This is a genomic window from Colwellia sp. MB3u-41 (genome assembly GCF_014076845.1).
In the GTDB taxonomy this organism is placed as follows: Bacteria; Pseudomonadota; Gammaproteobacteria; order Enterobacterales; family Alteromonadaceae; genus Colwellia_A.
The window spans coordinates 1-22,699 of record NZ_JACGUT010000050.1; the positions used below are offsets into that span (position 1 = coordinate 1).

Annotated in this window: 21 protein-coding genes; all 21 read left to right on the plus strand. The window is 37.5% G+C overall.

Annotation, left to right across the window (positions count from 1 at the left end; all coding sequences use genetic code 11):
• Positions 1–166: 166 nt before the first annotated feature.
• The gene (locus tag H4J73_RS04935) at positions 167–736 is read left to right on the plus strand and encodes an LON peptidase substrate-binding domain-containing protein (RefSeq protein WP_182180933.1); all 570 of its coding nucleotides are present in this window, start codon (positions 167–169) and stop codon (positions 734–736) included.
• A 129-nt stretch (positions 737–865) separates the two neighbouring features.
• On the plus strand, positions 866–1,435 hold the full coding sequence (locus tag H4J73_RS04940) for a sigma-70 family RNA polymerase sigma factor (RefSeq protein ID WP_259366683.1): 570 nt from the start codon (positions 866–868) through the stop codon (positions 1,433–1,435).
• Positions 1,428–2,114: a ChrR family anti-sigma-E factor gene (locus H4J73_RS04945; protein ID WP_182223128.1), complete on the plus strand. Its 687-nt coding sequence runs from the start codon at positions 1,428–1,430 to the stop codon at positions 2,112–2,114. The genes H4J73_RS04940 and H4J73_RS04945 overlap by 8 nt, the downstream gene beginning before the upstream one ends.
• 33 nt (positions 2,115–2,147) lie before the next feature.
• Positions 2,148–3,107 carry a DUF523 and DUF1722 domain-containing protein gene (locus tag H4J73_RS04950; protein WP_182180931.1) on the plus strand — a complete coding sequence of 320 codons (960 nt, stop codon included), beginning with the start codon at positions 2,148–2,150 and terminating at the stop codon, positions 3,105–3,107.
• Positions 3,108–3,138: 31 nt separating this feature from the next.
• Positions 3,139–4,518, plus strand: coding sequence for a deoxyribodipyrimidine photo-lyase (gene phrB, locus H4J73_RS04955; RefSeq protein ID WP_182223129.1), 1,380 nt, complete (start codon positions 3,139–3,141; stop codon positions 4,516–4,518).
• A 72-nt stretch (positions 4,519–4,590) separates the two neighbouring features.
• Complete coding sequence (locus H4J73_RS04960; RefSeq protein ID WP_182223130.1) at positions 4,591–5,052, plus strand: nuclear transport factor 2 family protein; 462 nt, start codon at positions 4,591–4,593, stop codon at positions 5,050–5,052.
• Positions 5,052–5,768 carry an SDR family NAD(P)-dependent oxidoreductase gene (locus H4J73_RS04965; protein ID WP_182223131.1) on the plus strand — a complete coding sequence of 239 codons (717 nt, stop codon included), beginning with the start codon at positions 5,052–5,054 and terminating at the stop codon, positions 5,766–5,768. The genes H4J73_RS04960 and H4J73_RS04965 overlap by 1 nt, the downstream gene beginning before the upstream one ends.
• 4 nt (positions 5,769–5,772) lie before the next feature.
• Complete coding sequence (locus H4J73_RS04970; protein ID WP_182180927.1) at positions 5,773–7,044, plus strand: NAD(P)/FAD-dependent oxidoreductase; 1,272 nt, start codon at positions 5,773–5,775, stop codon at positions 7,042–7,044.
• Between the two features lie 2 nt (positions 7,045–7,046).
• Positions 7,047–7,823 (plus strand): DUF1365 domain-containing protein, encoded by a 777-nt coding sequence (locus tag H4J73_RS04975; RefSeq protein WP_182223132.1) that lies wholly within the window; start codon positions 7,047–7,049, stop codon positions 7,821–7,823.
• Between the two features lie 36 nt (positions 7,824–7,859).
• Entirely contained in the window at positions 7,860–9,086 is a 1,227-nt protein-coding gene (locus H4J73_RS04980; protein WP_182223133.1) for a cyclopropane-fatty-acyl-phospholipid synthase family protein, read from the plus strand.
• A gap of 255 nt (positions 9,087–9,341) precedes the next feature.
• Positions 9,342–10,373, plus strand: a complete 1,032-nt coding sequence (gene selD / locus H4J73_RS04985) for a selenide, water dikinase SelD (protein ID WP_182180924.1) — start codon at positions 9,342–9,344, stop codon at positions 10,371–10,373.
• Entirely contained in the window at positions 10,373–11,479 is a 1,107-nt protein-coding gene (gene mnmH, locus H4J73_RS04990; protein ID WP_182180923.1) for a tRNA 2-selenouridine(34) synthase MnmH, read from the plus strand. The genes selD and mnmH overlap by 1 nt, the downstream gene beginning before the upstream one ends.
• Before the next feature lie 568 nt (positions 11,480–12,047).
• Positions 12,048–12,653, plus strand: coding sequence for a transcriptional regulator BetI (betI, locus tag H4J73_RS04995; protein WP_182181149.1), 606 nt, complete (start codon positions 12,048–12,050; stop codon positions 12,651–12,653).
• Complete coding sequence (gene betB / locus H4J73_RS05000; protein WP_182180922.1) at positions 12,644–14,107, plus strand: betaine-aldehyde dehydrogenase; 1,464 nt, start codon at positions 12,644–12,646, stop codon at positions 14,105–14,107. The genes betI and betB overlap by 10 nt, the downstream gene beginning before the upstream one ends.
• 94 nt (positions 14,108–14,201) lie before the next feature.
• Positions 14,202–15,842: a choline dehydrogenase gene (gene betA, locus H4J73_RS05005; protein ID WP_182180921.1), complete on the plus strand. Its 1,641-nt coding sequence runs from the start codon at positions 14,202–14,204 to the stop codon at positions 15,840–15,842.
• Between the two features lie 209 nt (positions 15,843–16,051).
• Positions 16,052–17,269 (plus strand): BCCT family transporter, encoded by a 1,218-nt coding sequence (locus H4J73_RS05010; protein ID WP_182180920.1) that lies wholly within the window; start codon positions 16,052–16,054, stop codon positions 17,267–17,269.
• A 46-nt stretch (positions 17,270–17,315) separates the two neighbouring features.
• On the plus strand, positions 17,316–18,026 hold the full coding sequence (locus tag H4J73_RS05015) for a TorF family putative porin (RefSeq protein WP_182180919.1): 711 nt from the start codon (positions 17,316–17,318) through the stop codon (positions 18,024–18,026).
• Between the two features lie 285 nt (positions 18,027–18,311).
• Positions 18,312–19,637: an aspartate aminotransferase family protein gene (locus H4J73_RS05020; protein WP_182180918.1), complete on the plus strand. Its 1,326-nt coding sequence runs from the start codon at positions 18,312–18,314 to the stop codon at positions 19,635–19,637.
• Positions 19,638–20,074: 437 nt separating this feature from the next.
• On the plus strand, positions 20,075–20,632 hold the full coding sequence (locus H4J73_RS05025; protein ID WP_182180917.1) for a GNAT family N-acetyltransferase: 558 nt from the start codon (positions 20,075–20,077) through the stop codon (positions 20,630–20,632).
• A gap of 196 nt (positions 20,633–20,828) precedes the next feature.
• On the plus strand, positions 20,829–21,347 hold the full coding sequence (locus H4J73_RS05030; RefSeq protein ID WP_182180916.1) for a gamma-glutamylcyclotransferase family protein: 519 nt from the start codon (positions 20,829–20,831) through the stop codon (positions 21,345–21,347).
• A 542-nt stretch (positions 21,348–21,889) separates the two neighbouring features.
• Entirely contained in the window at positions 21,890–22,141 is a 252-nt protein-coding gene (locus H4J73_RS05035) for a hypothetical protein (RefSeq protein WP_182223134.1), read from the plus strand.
• Positions 22,142–22,699: the final 558 nt, after the last annotated feature.

A 22,699-nucleotide genomic window follows, 5' to 3' on the forward strand; every position in this document is an offset into this window, starting at 1 on the left:
GATTAAAGATTAAAGATTAAAGATTAAAGATTAAAGATTAAACGTTTACCTTTAATGCATGGTCTATTTGCATGCCCCCCACCTAGGGGGGTTTTTTTTATATTGTTGTGATCGTTCGTTTATCAATTTACGTATAGATTAATATTATTATAGAGGTAATGAACATATGAAAAATAACAATATAAGCTTACCGATTTTCCCTTTACCCATATTCCTTTTACCTGAAGGTGTAACAAAGCTGAGAATATTTGAACCTCGTTACTTAAAAATGATAAGCATAGCCTCTCAAGGTGATGGTTTCGTTATCTGGTCAAAGAATGCGAATAATTCAATATACAATTCTTTATGGGGGAGTTGGGTTGAAATTATTAACTTTGATCAAGGTCAAGATGGTATATTAGAGGTTGATGTTAAATGTAAATCTTTGGTGAAACTCAGTGATATTGATATAGACAGGGATAAATTATACTTTGGTAATATTAAGGAAATAAATCATTGGTCACAAACTGAGATAGATATCAACATTGTTGAACTTTCAACGTCATTAGCAGATGTTTTCGATGCCAATCCCAGTTTAAATCAATTATATCCTCACAAAGCTATTGATAGCCCAGGTTGGGTGATAGCTCGGTGGTTAGAACTTTTACCTATTAATATTGATGTTAAAACGACATTTATCGTTGAAAGTAATTTTCAGACAGCAAAAGAGTTGGTCCAATCTGTTATTAATCAATAAGTAAATTTATCCCACAAGTGATCTTTCTCAAATTTTATGCGTATAAAGCTTCATACACAATAAAAATCGGTGATGGAAGTGATACAAACTAACTTGCTAAGCTCAGTGACAAATGTTAAATCTAGTAACATGACAGATAAAATAAATCATCCTCAGCTTTGTCAGTGGCTTAACGACGTTGCAAGCGCGAGAGATAAAAAAGCATTCACCGACTTGTTTCAATTCTTCGCGCCAAAAATTCAGCGAATTGCTCGTAATAAGTTTCCTAATGAAGCGCAAGCTAGTGAAGTAGTTCAAGAAACGATGAGTAATGTTTGGCGAAAGGCACATCTCTTTGACAAAGACAAAGGGGCCGCTACTACTTGGGTCTATACAGTAATGCGTAACGTTACCTTTGATATGCTACGTAAAATCAAAGGTAATAAAGAAGATAACCTCAGTGACGACATTTGGCCCCTTGCGGAAAGCCAAGTAAGTGAAGATGAATCATTTGACGACCATCTCGAAAATAAAGAGCTTTTATCCGTAATTGAACAGTTACCTGAAGCCCAGCAACAAGTTGTTAAAGGTTTCTATTTTATGGAAATGTCGCAAGAGCAACTTGCAAACCATCTAAATCTACCCTTAGGTACTATAAAATCTCGTTTGCGTTTAGCTTTAGCCAAACTCAAAGTGCAGTTAGGAGAAAATCATGATTAAACATCACCCTAAATTTGAGTTAATACAGTCTTTTGTTAATGGCGACTTACCCGCATCATTATCAGCTGGCATATCGATACATGCTAGTATGTGCCCAGTTTGTCAGCAAAAAATCTCATTATTAACGGATCAAGTCGCTGACCTTAATTTTGATGAATCATATGCAAACACTGCTGTGCTTGATCATAATTCAGCTACTCAAGAGTTGCCAGCAATAGACTTTGAAGACATGATCAGTGCGATAACCGAAACTGATCATATTGATGTTATGCAAGCGGTTAAAATTAAATCAGTAAATTTTAAAGATAAGTCTTATCAATTACCAACCGCACTTAATAGTATGCTGTTAGGGAAAACTGCTCATATAGGAAAGTTGGCAAGAAGACGCATTCAACTTGATGAAAATGAAATTCATACCAATCTACTACATATGGAACCTGATGGCTCTGTTCCTCAGCATACTCATAAAGGTTTTGAGTTAACGCTTTTATTGGAAGGCTCTTTTCACGATGAAGAAGGCGAATATGTCAAAGGTGACTTTATTATGTTAGATGGTCAACATCTGCATAATCCAATTTCAAGCAGCGGTTGTCTTTGTTATACTGTCGCAAACGACTCAATGCACTTTACGCAGGGCATTAACAAATTGCTTAATCCGATAGGTTCATTTATCTATTAACTAAGCGCATGCTGTAAGATTTTAGGGAAATATATGATTCATTCTGTTGACAAAGAAGATTTACTTATAGGCATTAGTGCTTGCTTGATTGGTGAAAAAGTCCGTTTCGATGCAAGTAACAAACCTTCAGCATTTTGTATTAAAGAGTTTAGTAACCATGTAACGTACAAAGCTTTTTGTCCAGAAGTTGCGATAGGACTGCCCATCCCTAGGCCTACTATCCGTCAAATAAAAAAAGATGATGTTATTCACGTATCTCGTCCAGATGGCAGTGGCGATGTCACCGAAGCGCTGAAACTCTATGCGCTTAAAGTCGCTAGTGCGACTAAAGATTTAAGTGGTTATATTTTTTGTGCAAAAAGCCCAAGTTGCGGCATGGAAAGAGTAAAAGTCTACAACCCAGAAGGTCACGCGTTACCCTCTAATGGTATAGGTGCATTTGCCAAAGTTATCATGGAAGAAAACCCACTGTTGCCTTGTGAAGAGAATGGCCGATTAAATGATATGGTGCTTCGAGAGAACTTTGTTGCGCGAGTCTTTGCTTACAAGCATTGGAAAAATCTTGTTGCTACGGGCTTAACTAAGCACAAGCTCACTACTTTTCATAGCCAATATAAATACACAGTAATGAGTCATGATTTAATTGCCTATAAAGATTTAGGGCGATTGTTAGCAAGAGCTGATATGCCACTTCAAGAAATGTCTGAACAATATATCTTAGGCTTGATGACGGCACTAAAAATAAAAGCGACACGTAAGAAACATGCAAATACTCTTGCACATATGCAAGGTTATTTTTCTGAGCATTTAAAAGCTAATCAACGACAAGAACTCTGTAACCAAATAGATGCCTATCGTGTCGGACTCGTTCCCCTCGTTGTCCCTTTAACCTTGATTAAACATTATCTATTACAATTCCCTAAAGACTATTTAAGCAACCAGTCTTACTTGTCCCCTTATCCTGATGAGTTAAGATTACGATATTCATATTAATACCTATTAGTAAATCATAAAGGAATACACTTTGTTACTTTGGTTTCGCAACGATCTTAGAAGTCATGATAATCCAGCATTACAATATTTTTTAAAGAACAATACTTGTAATACCCCCCTTAAAGCGGTCTTTTTCATCTCAGAACCGCAATGGCTGCTACATGATTGGTCCACCATCAAAATTGATTTTATCAAAAGACATGCTGCAGCACTAGTTGAAGAACTTGCCCCATTTAATATTAAACTAGACTTAGTTAATGTTGATTCCTTCGGTGATCAAATTGCTTATCTACGTGCGCTTTGCGAGCAAGAAGGCTTCCAAGAAATTGTAGCCAACAGTGAAGTTGAATTCAACGAGCAACAACGTGATAACGCAATTGTTAACTTAGGTATTAAACTGACATTATTTGAAGCTGATGTTATTGTTCCCAAAGGAAAAGTGATCAATTTATCTCACCAAATGTACAAGGTTTTTACACCATTTAAACGTGCTTGGTTAACGTATGTTAAGCAACATGGCTTTGATTATTTAGGCAAACTTCAATCTACTTCTCAAGCATCTTTGTCTCCAACCGTTCAATCGCCAGACAGTATTTCTGCTCATTGGCCATTAGTTCATGAGGTTGAAAAACATGTGCTTCCCTTATTTTTCGCTGAAAAAATATCTGATTACCATGACCAAAGGGACATACCTTCGATAAAAGGCACATCGGGTTTATCACCTTATTTAGCGGCAGGCGTTATTAGCCCTAGATATGTTTTAATGAGTCTAATTAATGCTTACCCTGATATATTAATCGCCTCAGACAGTGAAGAATTTTCATGGCTCAATGAAATTATATGGCGTGAATTCTACAGAAACTTAATGTTTCATGAACAAAGGCTTTGCAAGCACCAATGCTTTAATGAAAAGTATCAAGCGGTTGCTTGGCATTACAATGATGCATTATTTGACGCTTGGTGCCAGGGTAAAACTGGATATCCGCTTGTCGATGCGGCAATGAGACAACTCAACCAAACAGGGTGGATGCATAACAGACTGCGTATGGTTGTTGCTAGCTTCTTGACTAAACATTTGTTAATTGATTGGCGCCTTGGTGAAAAATACTTTATGAGTCGGCTTATTGATGGCGATTTAGCCTCTAATAATGGTGGTTGGCAATGGGCAGCAAGTACTGGTTGTGATGCACAGCCATATTTCAGAATTTTTAACCCAATAAGGCAAAGTGAGCGCTTTGATCCAAAGGGTCATTTCATTCGTAAGTATTTACCAGAGTTGGCAAGTGTTCCTGATAAAAACATACACTTTCCACATACGCTTATTGAAAAAAATAAGCTAAATATTTACTGGCCACCAGTTGTAGACCATAAAGAAGCAAGATTGAAAGCTCTCGCTTTTTATAAGGTTTAATCAACTGATTTACTTATAATTTTAACTATTTATCACCTCTGATGATGAGTTATTGCCATTATGGTAAGAGAAATGAAATACGATGTTACCCAAGAAAACTTAACCCCTATGCCATTGTGGCTAAGCAATTTTGTTAAAATTTATCAAACACTTTCTACTAATAACTTAGAGCTTTTAGAAACGATCTACCATAATGAAGTTACCTTTATTGATCCCATACATGAGTTAAAAGGTTTTGATAATTTATTTCAATATTTTCAAGACCTATATGAGAACTTAATCTCATGTGAGTTTGTCATTTCCAATGTTATTGCCCAAGAAGATCAAGCCGCTATTTATTGGACAATGTCTTATCAGCACCCTAAATTGAATAAAGGTAATGTCATTAACGTTACGGGGAGCTCTTACATAAAAGGGCATGAAGATAAGGTCATTTATCATCGTGATTACTTAGATCTTGGCTCAATGCTTTATGAACAACTACCTGTTTTAGGTAAGCTAATAAAATTGATTAAAAATAAGGCAGCAAACTAATGGTTTCTCGTACTGTTCTAATTACAGGGGCTACTTCAGGTATTGGCCTCGCATTATATGAAAAATATGTTGCACAAGGTGATCATGTTATAGCTTGTGGCCGTGACGAAAGTAAATTAGATAAACTTTGTAGTAAAGCCATGAAACGTTTGGTCTTTGATATGACAAAACCGGCTCAAATAGAGTCTGTTTCTGTTGATATTAAAGATATTGATATTCTGTTGTTAAATGCAGGAGATTGTCGTTATATTGATGATGCTAAACATTTTGATGGCAAACTCTTTAGTGACATCATCACCACAAACCTTTCATCATTAGGCGCACTGTTACAATGTTTCCTTCCACTCGTCAATAAAGGTGGTCAGGTTGTGTTTGTAAGCTCTAGTGCAACCATTGTACCTTTTCCAAGAAGTGAAGCTTATGGTGCTTCAAAGGCTGGTATGGATTATCTCGCAAAAAGTTTACGACTTGACCTTGTCAGTGAAAATATTGGCGTAACATTGGTGCACCCAGGATTTATTAAAACACCTTTAACTGAAAAAAATGACTTTGAAATGCCATTCTTACTCACGAGTGACGAGGCTGCTAATCGTATTTTTCAAGGGGTTAATCGACGATCTAAATATTTACATTTTCCAAAAAGGTTAACGTTTATTTTAAAATTATTCTCTATATTGCCCGCATCCCTATGGCAATCCATTATTTTAAGGAAATAACAGCATGAAACATATTGCTATTATTGGCTCGGGTATTTCAGGTTTAACTTCTGCTTATTTATTATCAAAAAAACATAACGTTACCGTCTTCGAAAAGAATGAAAAAATTGGTGGCCACACTGCAACGGTAGATATAGAAAAAGACGGAGAAAAATTTGCAATCGATACCGGTTTTATTGTTTTTAACAACAAAACATATCCAAATTATTTAGCTTTATTATCAGAAATTGGTATTGGAAAACAAGCGACAGAAATGAGTTTTTCGGTACATAATTGTCAAACAGGCCTAGAATATAACGGACACAATTTAGATACTTTGTTTGCGCAAAGAAGAAATATATTTAACCCAAGATTTTGGTTTTTAGTTAAAGAGATTTTACGGTTCAATAAACTCTGCAAAAACGTCTATCAACTCAATGATTATCGTGAGGGTCTTACATTAGGGCAGTTTTTAACAGAAAATAATTTTAGTGCTTTTTTCGCTGAACATTATATTTTGCCAATGGCCGCTGCTATTTGGTCGAGTTCTTTAGCACAGATGGAAGAGGTTGGGTTTAAATTTTTTGTACAATTCTTTCATAATCATGGCTTACTCAACATTGCAGACAGACCACAATGGTATGTTATTCCAAAGGGTTCTCGCTGTTATTTAACTCCCTTGTGTGAGCCCTTTAAAAATAATATAAGAGTAAACGCTAATATTTCAGGTATAACTCGCAGTAACGATAAAGTACATTTGCACTTCAATGAACAGCCTAGCGAAACATTTGATGAAGTGGTTTTAGCTTGTCATTCAGATGAAGCCCTTGCATTATTGAATGACGCAACTGATGATGAAAACGCGATACTTTCTGCTATGCCTTATAGTGCAAACTCCGTTATTTTACATACGGATAAGACACTGTTACCTCATCGTGAAAAAGCGTGGGCAAGTTGGAATTACCAGCTTAGTCAAGACCGCTCTAAAGCGGCAAGCGTTACTTATAATATGAATATTTTACAGGGAATAAAAAGTGATCATACTTTTTGTGTCACATTAAACCAAAAAGCAGACATAGACCCTAAAGAAATTTTAGCTGAGTTTACCTATCATCATCCTATTTTTTCAGCAGACTCAATCAAAGCGCAAAAAAATAGAGCACTTATTTGTGGGAAAAATCACACGCATTTTGCGGGTGCTTATTGGCACAATGGCTTTCATGAAGACGGCGTAAGAAGTGCAGTTGAGGTAGCAAATAAATTTGATTGTTTTATAGAACCTCAACCCAAAGGCTAAAAATGTCCCCGTTATTTAGCAATAGCTATATTTACCAAGGTAATATTATTCATCGTCGCTTTAGCCCTAAAGCGCACAGTTTTGATTACACTTTATATATGCTCGCGATTGATCTTGATGACATTGAAGATATTCAAAAGAATGTCGGGGTTTTTGGTTTTTCATGGTTTCACCCATTACGTTTTGTTGAAAAAGATTACGTCAAGGGTGAACCGTTCTCTCTTACCGAGCGTATAAAACAAAAATTAGTTGGATTGTCTGGCTATAGTGATGTAACAAGAATTGTGATGTTGGTACAAGTCAGGTGTTTTGGCCTTTATTTTAGTCCGGCTAATTTTTATTTTTGTTATGACAAAGATAACATATGCACCCAGATGCTCGCCGAAGTTAGCAATACACCTTGGAATGAAAGACACTATTATTTAGTTGATTTACTTAATAAAAAGAAAGATAACACCAGTAAAAAAGCATTTCAGGTATCACCTTTTATGGATATGGCGATGACCTATTTTTGGCATGTAAAGCCGCCTTCACCTATTCATAATTCGTTACTGGTCAAAATAGAGAATAAAACAGTTGATGAAGAGACCGGTGAAGTAAATAAATTGTTTGATGCGAGTCTGGTGATGAATAAAAAACCCTTTACAAAGAAGAGCTTACTGGCTTTGTGGTGTCAACTCCCGATGATGACAGTAAAAATAGTTTTAGGCATCTATTGGCAAGCATTCAGGTTATTTGCGAAAAAGATCCCTTTTATTGGCTATCAAAAACCACAATAATATACAGATTATAAAAATAAGATTTAGGAGTATCAAATGGAACAAATAGAAGCTGTTAGAACCATAAAGTCAGCAACCTGGTTAGATAAGCGTTGTCGTGACTTGGTTCATTCTGTATTTTCAAAATTATCTTATGGCGAACTAGAAGTTGTTGAAGGGTCAGAACATATTTTTTTCCCTGACGCACCAGAGGGGCCATCAATCAAAGGAAAAATACAGATCCATGATATTAGTGTTTATCGTGACTTTGTTAAAGGTGGCAGTATTGGCGTATCCGAAGCTTACATTGAAGGCAAATGGAGTAGCCCTAATCTGACTAACGTGATTAGAATATTTGCCAAAGCACAACAAGAAACTGACACCCTTGAATCAAAAAAATCGTTGATGAACAAAGTAAAAAATACTTTTACGCACTGGCAAAATAGAAATACTCAATTAGGTTCTAAGAAAAATATACTGGCGCATTACGATCTAGGAAATGAACTTTATACACGTTTTCTTGACCCTGAAATGATGTACTCCTCCGCTATTTATCCTAATGAGGGCGCATCTTTAAATGAAGCACAGTTACATAAATTAGAGACTATTTGTCAGCGATTATCACTCAAAGAAAGTGACCATTTGTTAGAAATTGGCACAGGTTGGGGTGGTTTAGCGATCTATGCAGCACAAAATTATGGTTGTAAGGTCACCACAACGACTATTTCTGATGCGCAATTTCAATACGCACAAGATCGTATAATCGAATTAGGTCTAGTTGATAAAATAACACTATTAAAACAAGACTATAGAGATTTAAAAGGATCATTTGATAAAGTTGTTTCAATAGAAATGATTGAAGCTGTGGGTTATGAATTTTTACCTAGCTTCTTTAAACAGTGCAATGATTTATTAAAAGAGGGTGGCAAGCTCCTCATACAGTCAATCACAATTGCTGATCAACGTTTTGATTATTATAGAAACAATGTAGATTTTATTCAGCGTTATATTTTCCCTGGTGGTTTTTTACCTTCGGTTAATGTACTTTCAGACCATATAACCAAACACAGTAACCTTGTTGTCGAGCAGCTTGACGATATTGGTCTCGATTATGCGCAGACGTTAGCTCACTGGCGTGAAAACTTTTTAGCGTCTTGGTCTAGCCTTACTCAGTTTGGCTATGATGAGACCTTCAAGCATTTGTGGTTATACTATTTTGCTTATTGTGAAGGCGCATTTTTAGAACGTTCAACAAGTGCTGTGCATATTGTTGCCAGAAAATAGCATCGCGTTTGAATCGTATCCTGATTTGCTGAACTTATTATAGTTTAACAAATCAGGTTTTTGATTTATTAATCCTTCCTTGTTAGTCAACTCCTTTATCAACGTAACATCTCCAATTAAAGATTGGTTTTAAGATAAGTAAGTGCCTTATTTCATGGTTTTTGCCCACTTCAGCAGTTATATCTTAATCGAAGGGTGTAACAGCCAAGATATTACTGTAAATTAGGCTATTGCTCTCACTTTATACGAACAACTATGACCCCAATTCGCTTAACTCAATACTCACATGGCGCAGGCTGTGGCTGTAAAATATCCCCGTCAGTACTAGATGTAATGCTTAAATCTTCATTGGTATTACCCGATCACAAGGCACTTTTAGTTGGCAATAGCACCAAAGATGATGCTGCTGTGTTTGATATTGGTAATGACCAAGCGGTAATATCAACAACCGATTTTTTTATGCCGATTGTTGATGACCCTACTGACTTTGGCAAAATTGCGGCTTGTAACGCCATTAGTGATATTTATGCTATGGGCGGTAAACCTATTATGGCGATAGCTATTTTAGGCTGGCCGGTAAATATTTTAGCCCCTGAAATTGCCCAACAAGTACTTGATGGTGCTAGGGCTGTTTGTGCCGAAGCAGGTATTCCGTTAGCAGGAGGGCATTCTATCGACGCACCAGAGCCTATTTTTGGTTTAGCGGTAACAGGCCTGATCAATAATGCGCATATTAAGCGTAATAATACCGCAGGGGTTGGCGATCTTTTATATTTAACTAAGCCGTTAGGTATTGGCATTATGACTACCGCTGAAAAGCAAGGAAAGCTATTATCTGAACATGCGCATCTTGCGCCAGATGAAATGAAAAGCTTAAACGCGATTGGGCAACAATTTGCCACCCTTGATACGGTTACCGCTATGACAGATGTTACTGGTTTTGCACTAGTAGGCCACCTTCTTGAAATGTGTCAGGGCAGTGATGTTGCCGCGGTTATCGATTTTGAACAAGTACCATGTATTGATTTTGTTAATGATTACATCGACCAAGGTTGCATACCTGGTGGCTGTGACCGAAATTATACCAGTTACGGTGAGCACATTGGGCCGCTTAGTGATAAACAAAAAACACTGTTGTGTGATCCTCAAACCAGTGGCGGTTTATTGGTGGCTGTTCAGCCAGCGGGTAAGCAAGCTTTTGAAACGTTATGTCAAGATAATGGCCTTAATTTACAACCGATCGGTGAACTTGTTGCCGCAACCTTTCCGACGGTAAGTTTGTTGTAATGGCGACAAAAACCTTAATGGCAGAGCGGGCTGACAGCAGCGACTTTCGCGCTATAATCCGCAATAAAATTCCTTTAATGGATGTACGCGCGCCGATTGAATTTGAAAAGGGCAGTTTTAGTCAATCAACCAACTATCCGTTAATGAACAATGATGAACGAGCAGATGTAGGGCTTTGTTATAAAAAAAAGGGCCAAGCGGCTGCGATAACGTTAGGAAATGCACTCGTTTGTGGGCAAAGCAAAGCGAGTCGTTTAGCGCAATGGCAACGTTTTGTGCAAGAAAATCCACAAGGTTATTTGTATTGTTTTCGTGGTGGTTTACGTTCACAAACAGTGCAGCGCTGGTTAAAAGAATCAGGCATTAACTACCCACTCCTTGTCGGCGGTTATAAAGCACTTCGTCAGTTTTTATTGAACGAACTAGAACAGCTTGCTTTACATCCTTTAACCATATTAGCGGGTAACACTGGCAGTGGAAAAACCCCTTTTCTGGCCCACTGTGCTAACAGTTTAGATTTAGAAGGTGCGGCAGGGCATCGAGGCTCAAGCTTTGGCGGTTTTGTTACACCACAATCAGGTCAAATAAATTTTGAAAATAAATTAGCTGAACTCTATATCAACGGTGACTTTTCTTTAGATGAAAGATTGATATTAGAAGATGAAGGCAGGTTAATTGGCAGTGTGCACTTACCTGAAAGTCTCAGACAAGCGATGACATTAGCGCCAATCGTTGTTATTGAAGAAAGCTTAGAGTATCGGCTTGAGCAAATATATCAAGAATATATCCTAAAAATGACTGACCAATATCAAGCCAGTTATGGCGTTGAACAAGGTTTTATCGCTTTTGGTGAGTATTTAGAGCAAGGGTTATTCAAAGTTCGTAAACGTTTGGGCACAGAGCGCTATAGTCAATTAAAAGCATTACAGACTAAAGCTTTATCTCAGCAGGAAAAGGGCTCACAACACTATCATCTAGATTGGTTAAAACCGTTACTCAGCGAATATTATGATCCTATGTATCAATACCAGTTAGGATTAAAAGCTGAAAGAGTCATTTTTCGTGGTAACAATGCGCAATGTTTAGCTTTTTTACAAGATAAGTAAACACCGTCAATTCTATGTGATCACACGACGACGTTACTCAAGAGTGTTTACACTTCAGCGATTTATATTATCTGTTACCGTCTGAAGTGTAACCTTTCTATCTAGGGTAGGGTAAACGAAACTATTCACCAATAAAACATGATTCAATGAGTGGTTGTAGTCGATAAAGTCTTTACCTACCCAGCTCAATCCTTCATTAGCCACTTATTAAAATAATTAATAACAAGAGATAGATCTAGTTTTCTAGGTTATCCCTCATTGATAGACTTTGTATGGGCTAGCGATGCACATTACCCTTTACTAATCCTGTTCATAATGCGTTCGCAATCTTCACTATGTTATCTCATCTTTTGAAAGACTAAATGATATAAATATAGTTCGTGTACTAAGCTTTTATTTTTGAGTGCAAATTTATTGAGTGCTTTAAATAGCGGCTTCTTCTTATTTTTACTGCTTTGAAAGCGTGTTATTGGGTTGGTGTAAATATTCCCCACTTGATATTTTCATTAAAAACCATTAGAATTATAATTAATTGAACGTTCAATTAAAAATAAAACTAGAGAAGTCAGTGCCTAAAATTGGAATGAAGCCCTTAAGAAAACAACAATTGATTGATGCTACGCTAGAATCTGTTGCGCAATTTGGTTTACAAAAGACCACAATAATAACGATTAGTAAGATCGCAGGTTTATCGTCGGGCATTATTAGTCATTACTTTGGTGGGAAAAATCAACTGGTTGAAGCAACCGTTAAACATTTGTTAGATCAATTAAAGTCAGCACTATTGGAGCGGGTCTGCTGTAAAAAGCTTGAGCCAGTCATGCGACTTAACATGATCATCGAAGCTAATTTTACTCAACTGCAACGCTCTAAACCTGCAACCAAAACATGGCTTAGCTTTTGGGCTCAGTCTATGCACGACCCCGGATTAGCGAGACTACAAAATATTAATAGCAGAAGGTTACATAGCAACCTACTTTTTTCGTTTCGTCAGTTATTAGCTGATGATGTAGCTATTATTGCGTCTAAACAGACGGCAGCGATGATTGATGGTTTTTGGTTACGCAGTGCATTAAGCCCAAGGCCTGAAGAAGAGTTCAAGCAGGCCGAGCAATTATGTAAAAAATTTATAGACGATCTGCTCAAGCAGTACGGAGATTTAACTTGTCATTAGTATGTTATGAAAACTTTATCGATGGTGCCTACATGGCAAATACCAGCGGCGAAAAATTTGAGGTAATTAACCCAGCAACAGGAAAAGTTATCTATCAAGTAGAAGTCGCGGATGAAAAAATTAAGCAGCAAGCAATAGCAAGTGCCCAACGTGGTTTTGCAACGTGGTCAGCGATGAGCGCTACAGAGCGCAGCCGCATTTTACTTAAAGCGGTCGCATTATTACGCGAACGTAATGATGAGCTGGCAACAATAGAAGTCCTTGATACTGGTAAGCCATGGCAAGAAGCCTCAGTGGTTGATGTGGCGTCAGGTGCAGATTCAATCGAGTTTTTTGCAGGGCTAGCGCCAGGTATTGAAGGTAACCAACAGTCAGTCGACGGTGACTTTTATTATACTCGTCGTGAGCCATTAGGCATTTGTGCCGGTATTGGTGCTTGGAACTATCCATTGCAGATAGCCTGTTGGAAAGCAGCACCTGCACTTGCCTGTGGCAATGCAATGATTTTTAAACCCTCAGAAGAAACCCCTTTGGGTGCTTTAAAATTAGCCGAGATCTTTACCGAAGCAGGTATTCCTGACGGTGTCTTTAATGTTGTTCAGGGGGCAGGTGAGGTCGGTGCGTGGTTAACCCATCATATAGATATTGCAAAAGTTTCTTTTACCGGTGAAGTCGGTACAGGTAAAAAAGTAATGGCTGGAGCGGCAACAACACTTAAAGATGTAACGATGGAGCTTGGCGGCAAATCACCACTGATTATTTTTGATGATGCAGATATCGACAATGCTGTTTCAGCGGCGATGTTAGGTAACTTTTATACTCAAGGTGAAGTTTGTACCAATGGTACGCGGGTATTTGTACAAAAATCGGTATATCCAACCTTTATTGAAAAGTTACTTCAACGCACCCGTCAAAATATTATTGCTGGTGATCCTATGGCGCCAGAAACTAACTTTGGTGCACTTATTTCGTTAAAGCATTTTAATTTGGTCATGAAATATATCAAAATTGGTGTCAGCGAAGGGGCAACATTGCTTCATGGCGGTAATGCACTTCAGCCAGAAAATGCGCCAGACGGTTATTTTATTGCCCCGACTATATTTTCTGATTGTACAGATGAAATGACTATTTGCCGCGAAGAAATTTTTGGCCCCGTAATGTCTGTATTAACATTTGACGATGAAGACGAAGTGGTCCAACGCGCAAACGCAACTGACTTTGGCCTAGCCGCAGGGGTATTCACGCAAGATATTACTCGCGCTCATCGAGTAACACATCAAATGGAAGCTGGAATCTGTTGGATAAACAGTTTTGGCGCATCACCTGCCCAAATGCCGGTGGGTGGCTACAAGCAATCTGGCGTGGGTCGCGAGAATGGACTAGTGACACTCAATTATTACACCCAGATAAAAGCGGTTTATGTTGGTTTACAGCCATTAGAAAGCCCTTTTTAACAACAAATAAATCTTAAATTACCCCTTCCTAAGTTCTTAAATAGTTGTCAGAGCAGATGTTTTGGCAACCAAAGTAGTAGAGTTGAGTGTAAATATGAAAAGCAAAAAATATGATTACATTATTGTCGGTGCTGGTTCTGCAGGTTGCGTATTAGCTAACCGCCTAAGTGAAGACAGTAACAACCACGTTTTGTTACTTGAAACAGGTGGCAGCGATAAAAGTATTTTTATTCAAATGCCAACCGCATTATCTATTCCAATGAATACTAAAAAATACGCTTGGCAATTTGAAACAGAGCCTGAGCCTAATCTTGATGGGCGTCGTATGCATTGTCCTCGCGGAAAAGTGTTAGGGGGGTCATCTTCTATTAATGGCATGGTCTATGTTCGTGGTCACGCCAGAGATTTTGATGAATGGCAACAAGAAGGTGCACAGCACTGGGATTACGCACATTGTTTACCTTATTTCAAAAAAGCTGAAACTTGGGCCTTTGCCGGTGATGAATATCGCGGTAAGCATGGACCACTTGGCGTTAACAACGGCAACGAGATGAAAAACCCACTGTATCAGGCGTTTGTTGATGCAGGTGTTGAGGCCGGTTATCGTGCGACCCAAGACTATAATGGTACTCAGCAAGAAGGCTTTGGTCCAATGCACATGACAGTAAAAAAAGGTGTCCGCAGTTCAACTGCTAATGCCTATTTACGCCCGGCAATGGCACGAGCAAACTTAACCGTGATCACCCATGCTTTAGTGCATAAAGTCTTACTTGAAGGCAAAAAAGCCGTAGGTGTTCGCTATGAACGTAATGGCGATGTCTTTGATGTTGTGGCTGACAAAGACGTTGTTTTGTCTGCAGGTCCTATTGGATCGCCACATATTCTTCAACTCTCAGGTATTGGTCCTAAAACGGTACTTGAAGATGCGGGGATCGAGGTTAACCACGATTTACCCGGTGTTGGCCAGAATTTACAGGATCATCTTGAATTTTACTTTCAATTTAAATGTAAGCAACCGATCACGCTTAATGGCAAGTTAGATTGGTGGAGCAAACTGTTGATAGGCGTTCGTTGGATCTTAACCAAAAAAGGATTAGGTTCGACTAATCATTTTGAATCTTGTGGTTTTATTCGATCTAAGCCCACAGCGGAATGGCCTGATATACAGTATCATTTTTTACCCGCAGCAATGCGTTATGATGGCAAAGAGGCCTTTGCAGGTCATGGTTTTCAAGTGCATGTTGGTCATAATAAGCCAAAAAGCCGTGGATTTGTTAAAGCAGTTTCTGCTGATCCTAAAGCACATCCGCAAATACGTTTTAATTATCTTGAGCACGAGGAAGACCGTGAAGGTTTTCGAGCTTGTGTTCGTCTAACGCGAGACATTATTAATCAAAAGGCATTAGATACCTATCGAGGTGAAGAAATTCAACCGGGTATTGACATACAAAGCGATGAAGAAATTGATGCCTTTGTACGCCAATTTGTTGAAAGTGCTTATCATCCTTCATGTTCATGTAAAATGGGTACAGATGAACTTGCCGTAGTAGACCCACAAACCCGTGTACATGGTATTGAAGGATTACGAGTTGTTGACTCGTCTATATTTCCAACGATACCTAATGGTAACCTTAATGCACCGACCATCATGGTTGCTGAACGTGCTGCTGATATTATTCGGGGTCGTGAAGTATTACCGCCATCGAATGCCCCTGTTAGTGTAGTGAAAAATTGATCTGCTTAAACTAACAAAACCAAAGCTAAAAATTAACTAATGTTGTTCGCGAGTACTCGGTTAGATGTTAATTATCGCCATCAAGATACATTTCATGGTGCCGATAATTGGAATTTGAAGCCTAAACAAGGTGTTACCGAGTGCTTTTTTAAACTCAAAGAGGAGTACTACTTGTTTATATTAACTAAAATCTTACCTAGGAGACTACTATGACTACATGGTTATCAGCTGGGCTCTTATTTACCTTCGCCGCCATAGCCTTTGTGCTATATCGGTGGGGCAATATTCGCTGTGTCGGTGTAACACCGGTTAAGACATTTACCTTTATTGCGATTTTGTTTACATCGGGTCTTGATGTTGGCTTGATCATGTTCCCGTTAACAGAATTTGCTGGATATGCTGATTTAGCGGTTAGTCCTGAATATGGATTTACTAACCCGTTGGCCATTGAGTTTGGCTATTGGGCATTTCTTATTTGGGGATTTTACTTTCTAACCTGTTTCTACTTCTGTGTCATTGAACCACGGGTACGCTTTTTTGAAATTCCACTGGTTAAAATAGTTAATAACGTTGTTATTATAGGCACCTGTGCTTTTACTGCCTATTTGTTATTAACCAATTTACCCTGGTATATGCCGGAGCTAGGCGATGGCGAATCTATTATTAGTAGCTTCTATCTGATTGTATTTTTAGTGATTGCCGCTGCGGTGTATTCAAGTACTAATATTCGTTATGTAAAAATATTAAGTCTAGCGACTACTTGGTTATTTTTGGCCTTAATCGCCCTTATGTGGGGGGGGGCTTTTCTTTCAGAAACCTCTAGTATCGGTGAGTTCGCTAATACCATAGCAATGATTGGTGGTTACTTTGGTAATATTCACGAATTTGTTTTACCGCTCAATGATTATCATGAGTTTTATCTTTATTGGTGGTTTGCTTGGAGTATTATGATTGGACAATTTACCTCACGCTTTGTTGGTGGTCTTCGAACCTATCAAGTTTTAGCAGCGATGTTAATTTTCCCTTCTATTCCAATCGCCATATGGTTCTCAGTACTGTATTACTACAGTGCAAATGGGCTAGAGACTGCCGGCTTTTATAATATAGCCATGGCGTTTGTGGGCATAACTTTTGTTATTAACTCACTTGACTCATTGATCCGTCTCTATACCGACAACCTGAATTTGAGTGTTGCTCGATTAGGAAGAGTTAAGTACTTTTTGGGTAACTTAATTGCGCTTAGCTTATTGACCCTGTTATTTAAATTAGATTTCTTGCAAATCCAATGGGTTGGCGCTGTCGTTATCGGACTCTTCTTTACTTGTTTTGGTTATATCTTGTTCAGCAAGTTTTCAACGGTTCGCGAGATTGAGTGTTCACCAAAAGAAAATAAAATTGATTTTACTAAAATTGAATTAGTCGAATAGCATCGACAACTTTGTATTAAAAGACTTAATAAAATGAGAAAAATAAATGAATAAAAATATTATTGCTATAGCAACAAGTTGTCTATTAACATTGTCTACTGCTGCAGTAGCTGATGTATCTTCAACCGTTAACTTAACTTCTGACTATACCTTTAATGGTGTTAGCCAAACAGGTAACGACCCAGCTCTTCAAGCAAGTTTGGATTATGCCGCTGATAGTGGCTTTTATGTGGGTACTTGGGCGTCGAATGTTGATTTTGGTAGTGGTGAAGACACCGACATAGAATGGGATACTTATGTGGGTCAATATTTTCAGTTAAATGAGAAAATTGGTTTAGATGCGGGTATTGCTTATTATACTTACCACGGAGACTCCGCTTCAGATACTTATAACTATCCTGAAGCTTATGCAAAGTTTGGTTACAGTAGCGCTATGGGTAATAGTGAATTAAACTTTTGGTATAGCTGGGACTATTTTGGTCTTGATGTTAACCATTATATCGCTATGGTTGCTCATACGGTAGAGGTTGCTCCAGGTCATAGTGTTAAAGTAAGTTTTGATCGTTCAACGTCAGCAGACGAAAACAAATGGTTTTGGGGGGAAGTCGGTAACGATGCTTACAACCATTACCGTGTTGAGTACATGACTAGCTGGAATGGTTTTGATTTTGATCTTGCGCTTGAAGATACTAATATGAACATTAATTCGGCTGATACTCGCGTTGTTTTATCGGTATCTCATACGTTTAGTTTATAAGCGTAAAGAGTGCACGTTGTTATTCATCGTAGATAGTCTTATCTAGATTGCCTGGTTTTGAATACGATTAGTGATTTCTAAGCCTCTGTGTTTTTGCACAGAGGCTTTTTTTATTGTCGTTTATGAAAAAAGTGGAAGATAATAAAAAACACGTGCTAAACCCACGATAAAACGACGAATTAAAAGATTTTTGTACTTCCTGCAATCACGCGATCCCTGTATTATTAGCGCCATTAAATTTACGTTAATTAATGTTAAAAACATTCAGTAAGATAAAGAGCGATGATGACTAAACCACAAAAACCTCAAAGTAACGCAATGCTCAAAAGAGCTCACGATAATATGCCATTAGGCGTGGCAGACAGCTACCGTTACTGGGGTGAAGAAAACACTGTCTTTTTAAGTTCGATGAAAGGCTGCACCATTACTGACTGTGACGAGCAAACATTTGTTGATTTTCGTTTAGCCTATGGGCCCATTATTCTTGGTTATCGTGATGAACGTGTGGATAATGCAGTGATTGACGCTATTACTACGGTAGGAGCGATTTCAGGCTTTTCTACAGGGCTTGATTCAGATGTGGTTGAGCTCGTTAAATCGCTTTGTCCTAACATCGATAAAATGCGCTTTGCTAATTCAGGTACCGAAGCGGTTATTGGGGCCGTGCGTACAGCCCGTGGATTTACTAAACGTAATAAAATAGTAGTGGTTGAAGGTGGTTTTCATGGTTTACATGATGAAGTTATGTGGAAGTCAGACGTAGACAACTGGGATGCTAGCGCTGAAGAAGCTCCTGAGATAATCCCTTTTGGTGGAGGTATTCCACAAAGCACCCGTGAACATCAAGTCAGTGTGCCATTAAACGATGTTGATGCGATTGACGCTGTTTTTGCCGAGCATGGTAAAGACATTGCGGCTATTTTGATTGAGCCGATTATGGGGAACTGTGGTTCAATTGCTTCAACGCAAGCCTATATGCAAAAATTGCGTGACGTGTGTAATGCTAATGGTTCATTGTTAATCATGGACGAAGTCAAAACTGGTTTTCGTGTTGCTAAAGGGGGCGCACAAGCGCTATACGGTATCTATGCTGATTTAACCACGTATGCAAAAGCCATGGGCAACGGTTATCCTGTTGCTGCATTTGGTGGACAAGCTAATGTAATGGATACTATATCTTTTGCTAAAGATGGTGTAACGCATGGCGGTACCTATACCGCAAACATGGTTGCACTCAGCGCGGCTAAAGCCACTTTAACACTGCTTAAAGAAACCAATGCGTTAGAAACTATTGCCAATGTGGGACAAAAGATTCAAGCATTACTTTCTCGAGTTTTTACAAAATTTGGTGTTGAGCACTGTTTTGCAGGTCCAGATGCAATGTTTGGTGTGCACTTTGGTAGCGAAGTACCACAAAACTACCGAGATTGGAAAAAAACCAACAGCGATCTCTATATGCAATTTGCGCTTAACTTAATCGATAATGGCGTTATGTTAGAGCCAGATTCTCGTGAACCTTGGTTTATTTGTGAAGCACACCAAACCATTGATCTTAACTGGTTAGAACACGTTGCTGAGCAATCAATGAGCGCAGCGATTAACGTACAATAAGCCAAAGTGATTTAGTCAACTCTTAGCCCTAACTCTTCATCATTGAGTTAGGGAATTTGCGAATAAATTTAACAAGATAAAATTATTTAGTAATACGGCTCATGCGTTAGTTATGCCCAAAGGTCTGTAATTCTTTTCTTTCATAGAAAATGTAGAGATAAAAAACCTTGTAAAACGAAAATATATCTTTATATAAATCAATGGAGTAAAGGTTACGCGTTACCTTTTTGTGGTTTTGCTCATGTGTTAGCCATCGTTTCGTTAACAATAGATAACGGTGAGCATAAAAGTAGGGCCTATTTTAAAGTACATTATTTATAATAAATAAAAGCCCTTTGATATACTGCTTATATTGATACAATTATTATGCACGACAACCCTATTGTAAGAGAAATACTGACCGCTAATAAATAGCCTATAGGTTATGAGTAATACACATGAGTATAAAATTTAGCCCTCTTTCGAAACATGACATTAACTATTTAAATGTGATTGAACTTTATAAAGAAGCTTTCACGACAGTTAGGCGTTTACCCTCATGGCTCCTTCGCTTCATGCTGCGAAAAGGTAAGGATGGTTTTAGTGTTCTTTATGAAAATGATAACTGGATTGGCCTAATCTACCTTACTGAATATAAGGATACCGTTTTTGTTCATTTTTTTGCAATAGCAGAATTTCAACGTTCATCTGGTTATGGTAGTAAGGTATTACACGCACTGAAAGAGATATATCCACAATACAGAGTGGTATTAAATATTGAAGAAATTGATGCACAACAAGAAAATTACTCACAAAGAATAAAGCGAAAGTCTTTTTATTTAACGAATGGTTTTAGTTCATCAGGTTATATTGTAAAAGAGCCAGGAGAACGACTTGAAATGCTTATACAAGGTGGGAATATTAGTAAAGATGAAATTGAAGCCATCTATAAAAATCTTTTTGGGGGGATTTTGGGTTTCCTTTATCGACCAAAAATAATAACAATAAATAAATAAATAATGTATACGCCTGTTTAACGATCAGAGGCTTTTATCAAATAAACATGCTATTTTATTTAGCGCTAGTATTTTTATTAAAAAACAACTAATAGCGGATAAACCAATAACAAAAACAGTTGGTTAGTTTCCGTTTTTCACATTATAGTTAACCATTAAAATTTATTAATGAAGAGTTAACAGCAAAGGAGTTTCAATGAAGTATTTTGCCTATGGTTCTAATATGTCACTTTTAAGACTTCAACAAAGGGTACCAAGTGCCGAAAAGCTTGGTAAAGTAACGCTTAAATACCACCAGTTACGTTTTAATATGAGTGGCAAAGATGGCTCTGGTAAATGTGATTCGTTTGAGACAAAAAATAGTGAAGACGCAGTGATAGGCGCTCTCTTTGAGATAGATGAAAGTGAAAAACCTATTTTAGATAAGGCTGAAAGTTTAGGGGCTGGCTACAATGAAAAACTTGTTTCTGTACAAAATGAGCAGGGAGAAGTTTTCGAAGCATTAATATATTGTGCAATTAGGATAGACCCTTCATTAAAACCATTTTCTTGGTATCTAAATCACGTGATTGTAGGCGCAAAAGAAACAAAATTATCTGTGGACTACCTCACTATTATCGAATCTGTTGAGTGTATAGACGATCCAAATAAAGAGAGAGAAGAAAAGGAACGTGCGATGTACGGCTTAAAAGTTATTAAAAAGATCTATGCTTAAATAGCTCTGACAGTTGATAAAATACCAACTGGAATTGAAAGATAGAGTAGGTTATCTTAATTAGATTAGTTAATAGGCACATTGATTTTTACCGTATTCCTGCATGCTATTGACGGTTTGCCCATAATGAGTAACGATTCAAGTAAGCTGCTTGATGATGTGATGGTATATTTTTCGTTTTAGATGTTGGTACGTTTATTTTATTGTCAAAAATAAACGTTAAGGCACTGTAATAGACAAAGTCTCAAGGTTTTTAATTACATTAATTTTGGAAGCCATATTAATCGCTTTGGCACAGATTTATATTGAAACCTACACTGTTTTTTTGTACAGCTCTTGGTTTTTTACTTTCTTTGGCCGAATCTAGTAGTTTTTCCTCTTTTTACACACTACAAAAATATAATTTTTAAAAAAATCATATCTAGCAGTGAGTTAACAAATATGATAAAAAGATAAATATTAAAACATAGAAAGTGAATTTACGTAAAAGGCGTAAATATTCGTTCTAATAAACTGTTATAAGGTTATATAAGTTTTAGCATATGTTTAAGCGTATAAAGAACTCATTAATATTTGTATTACTTATATGCCCGGACGGTGTTGGGATAGCATTAGTTTGTGTCGTGATGGAAGTTTTTTATAGAATAAGTATCTACTTCGGCTATTCAAATTCTGAGCTTGAGTTTCTATCCTTGTTTTTTGGTTTAGGTACTTTTATTGTTTTATTTATATATCGTTTAACCGTGTATCATTTAAAAAAGCGTAAGAATGGCTTAGGTGAAAAAACCTTATAACAAGGCATTCAAACGGACAAAAAACAGTTGGTTGTTTTCACTCCGTTCAACATTTTAACCAACTATTTTTTGCCGCTTAATGTGGCGTTATGCGGCATTGCGAATTCGATTAAATGTAATTGTGGTATTTGTCTTTTCTTTATCTTGGTTATTTACGTGTAATTAAATCTATTTTAGTTTGTGGTTAAATAGTTTTTTCGCCAAAGTAGGTAAGTGGTAAATTTACTTTTCATTAGTGGCTCAAAATTCACGGTTTAGTGTGTCGCAATGCTGTGGTTTTTAATTGTGGATTTTATGTCGTTAATATTTATATAAATTGTGCTGTTTGTGGTAATGTGAAAATCGCATAACAAGGCATTCAAACGGACAAAAAACAGTTGGCTGTTTTCACTTCGTTCAACATTTTAGCCAACAATTTTTTGCCGCTTAATGTGGCGTTATATGCTCTTAATAAATACGTTTTAGGGCAAGACATTTTTAGCTAAGTGTTTTACGCTAAACTCGGTTTATTGCAGCACTAATAAGCATTGCCTCTTTTACCTTTTTCAAAGGTGGCAA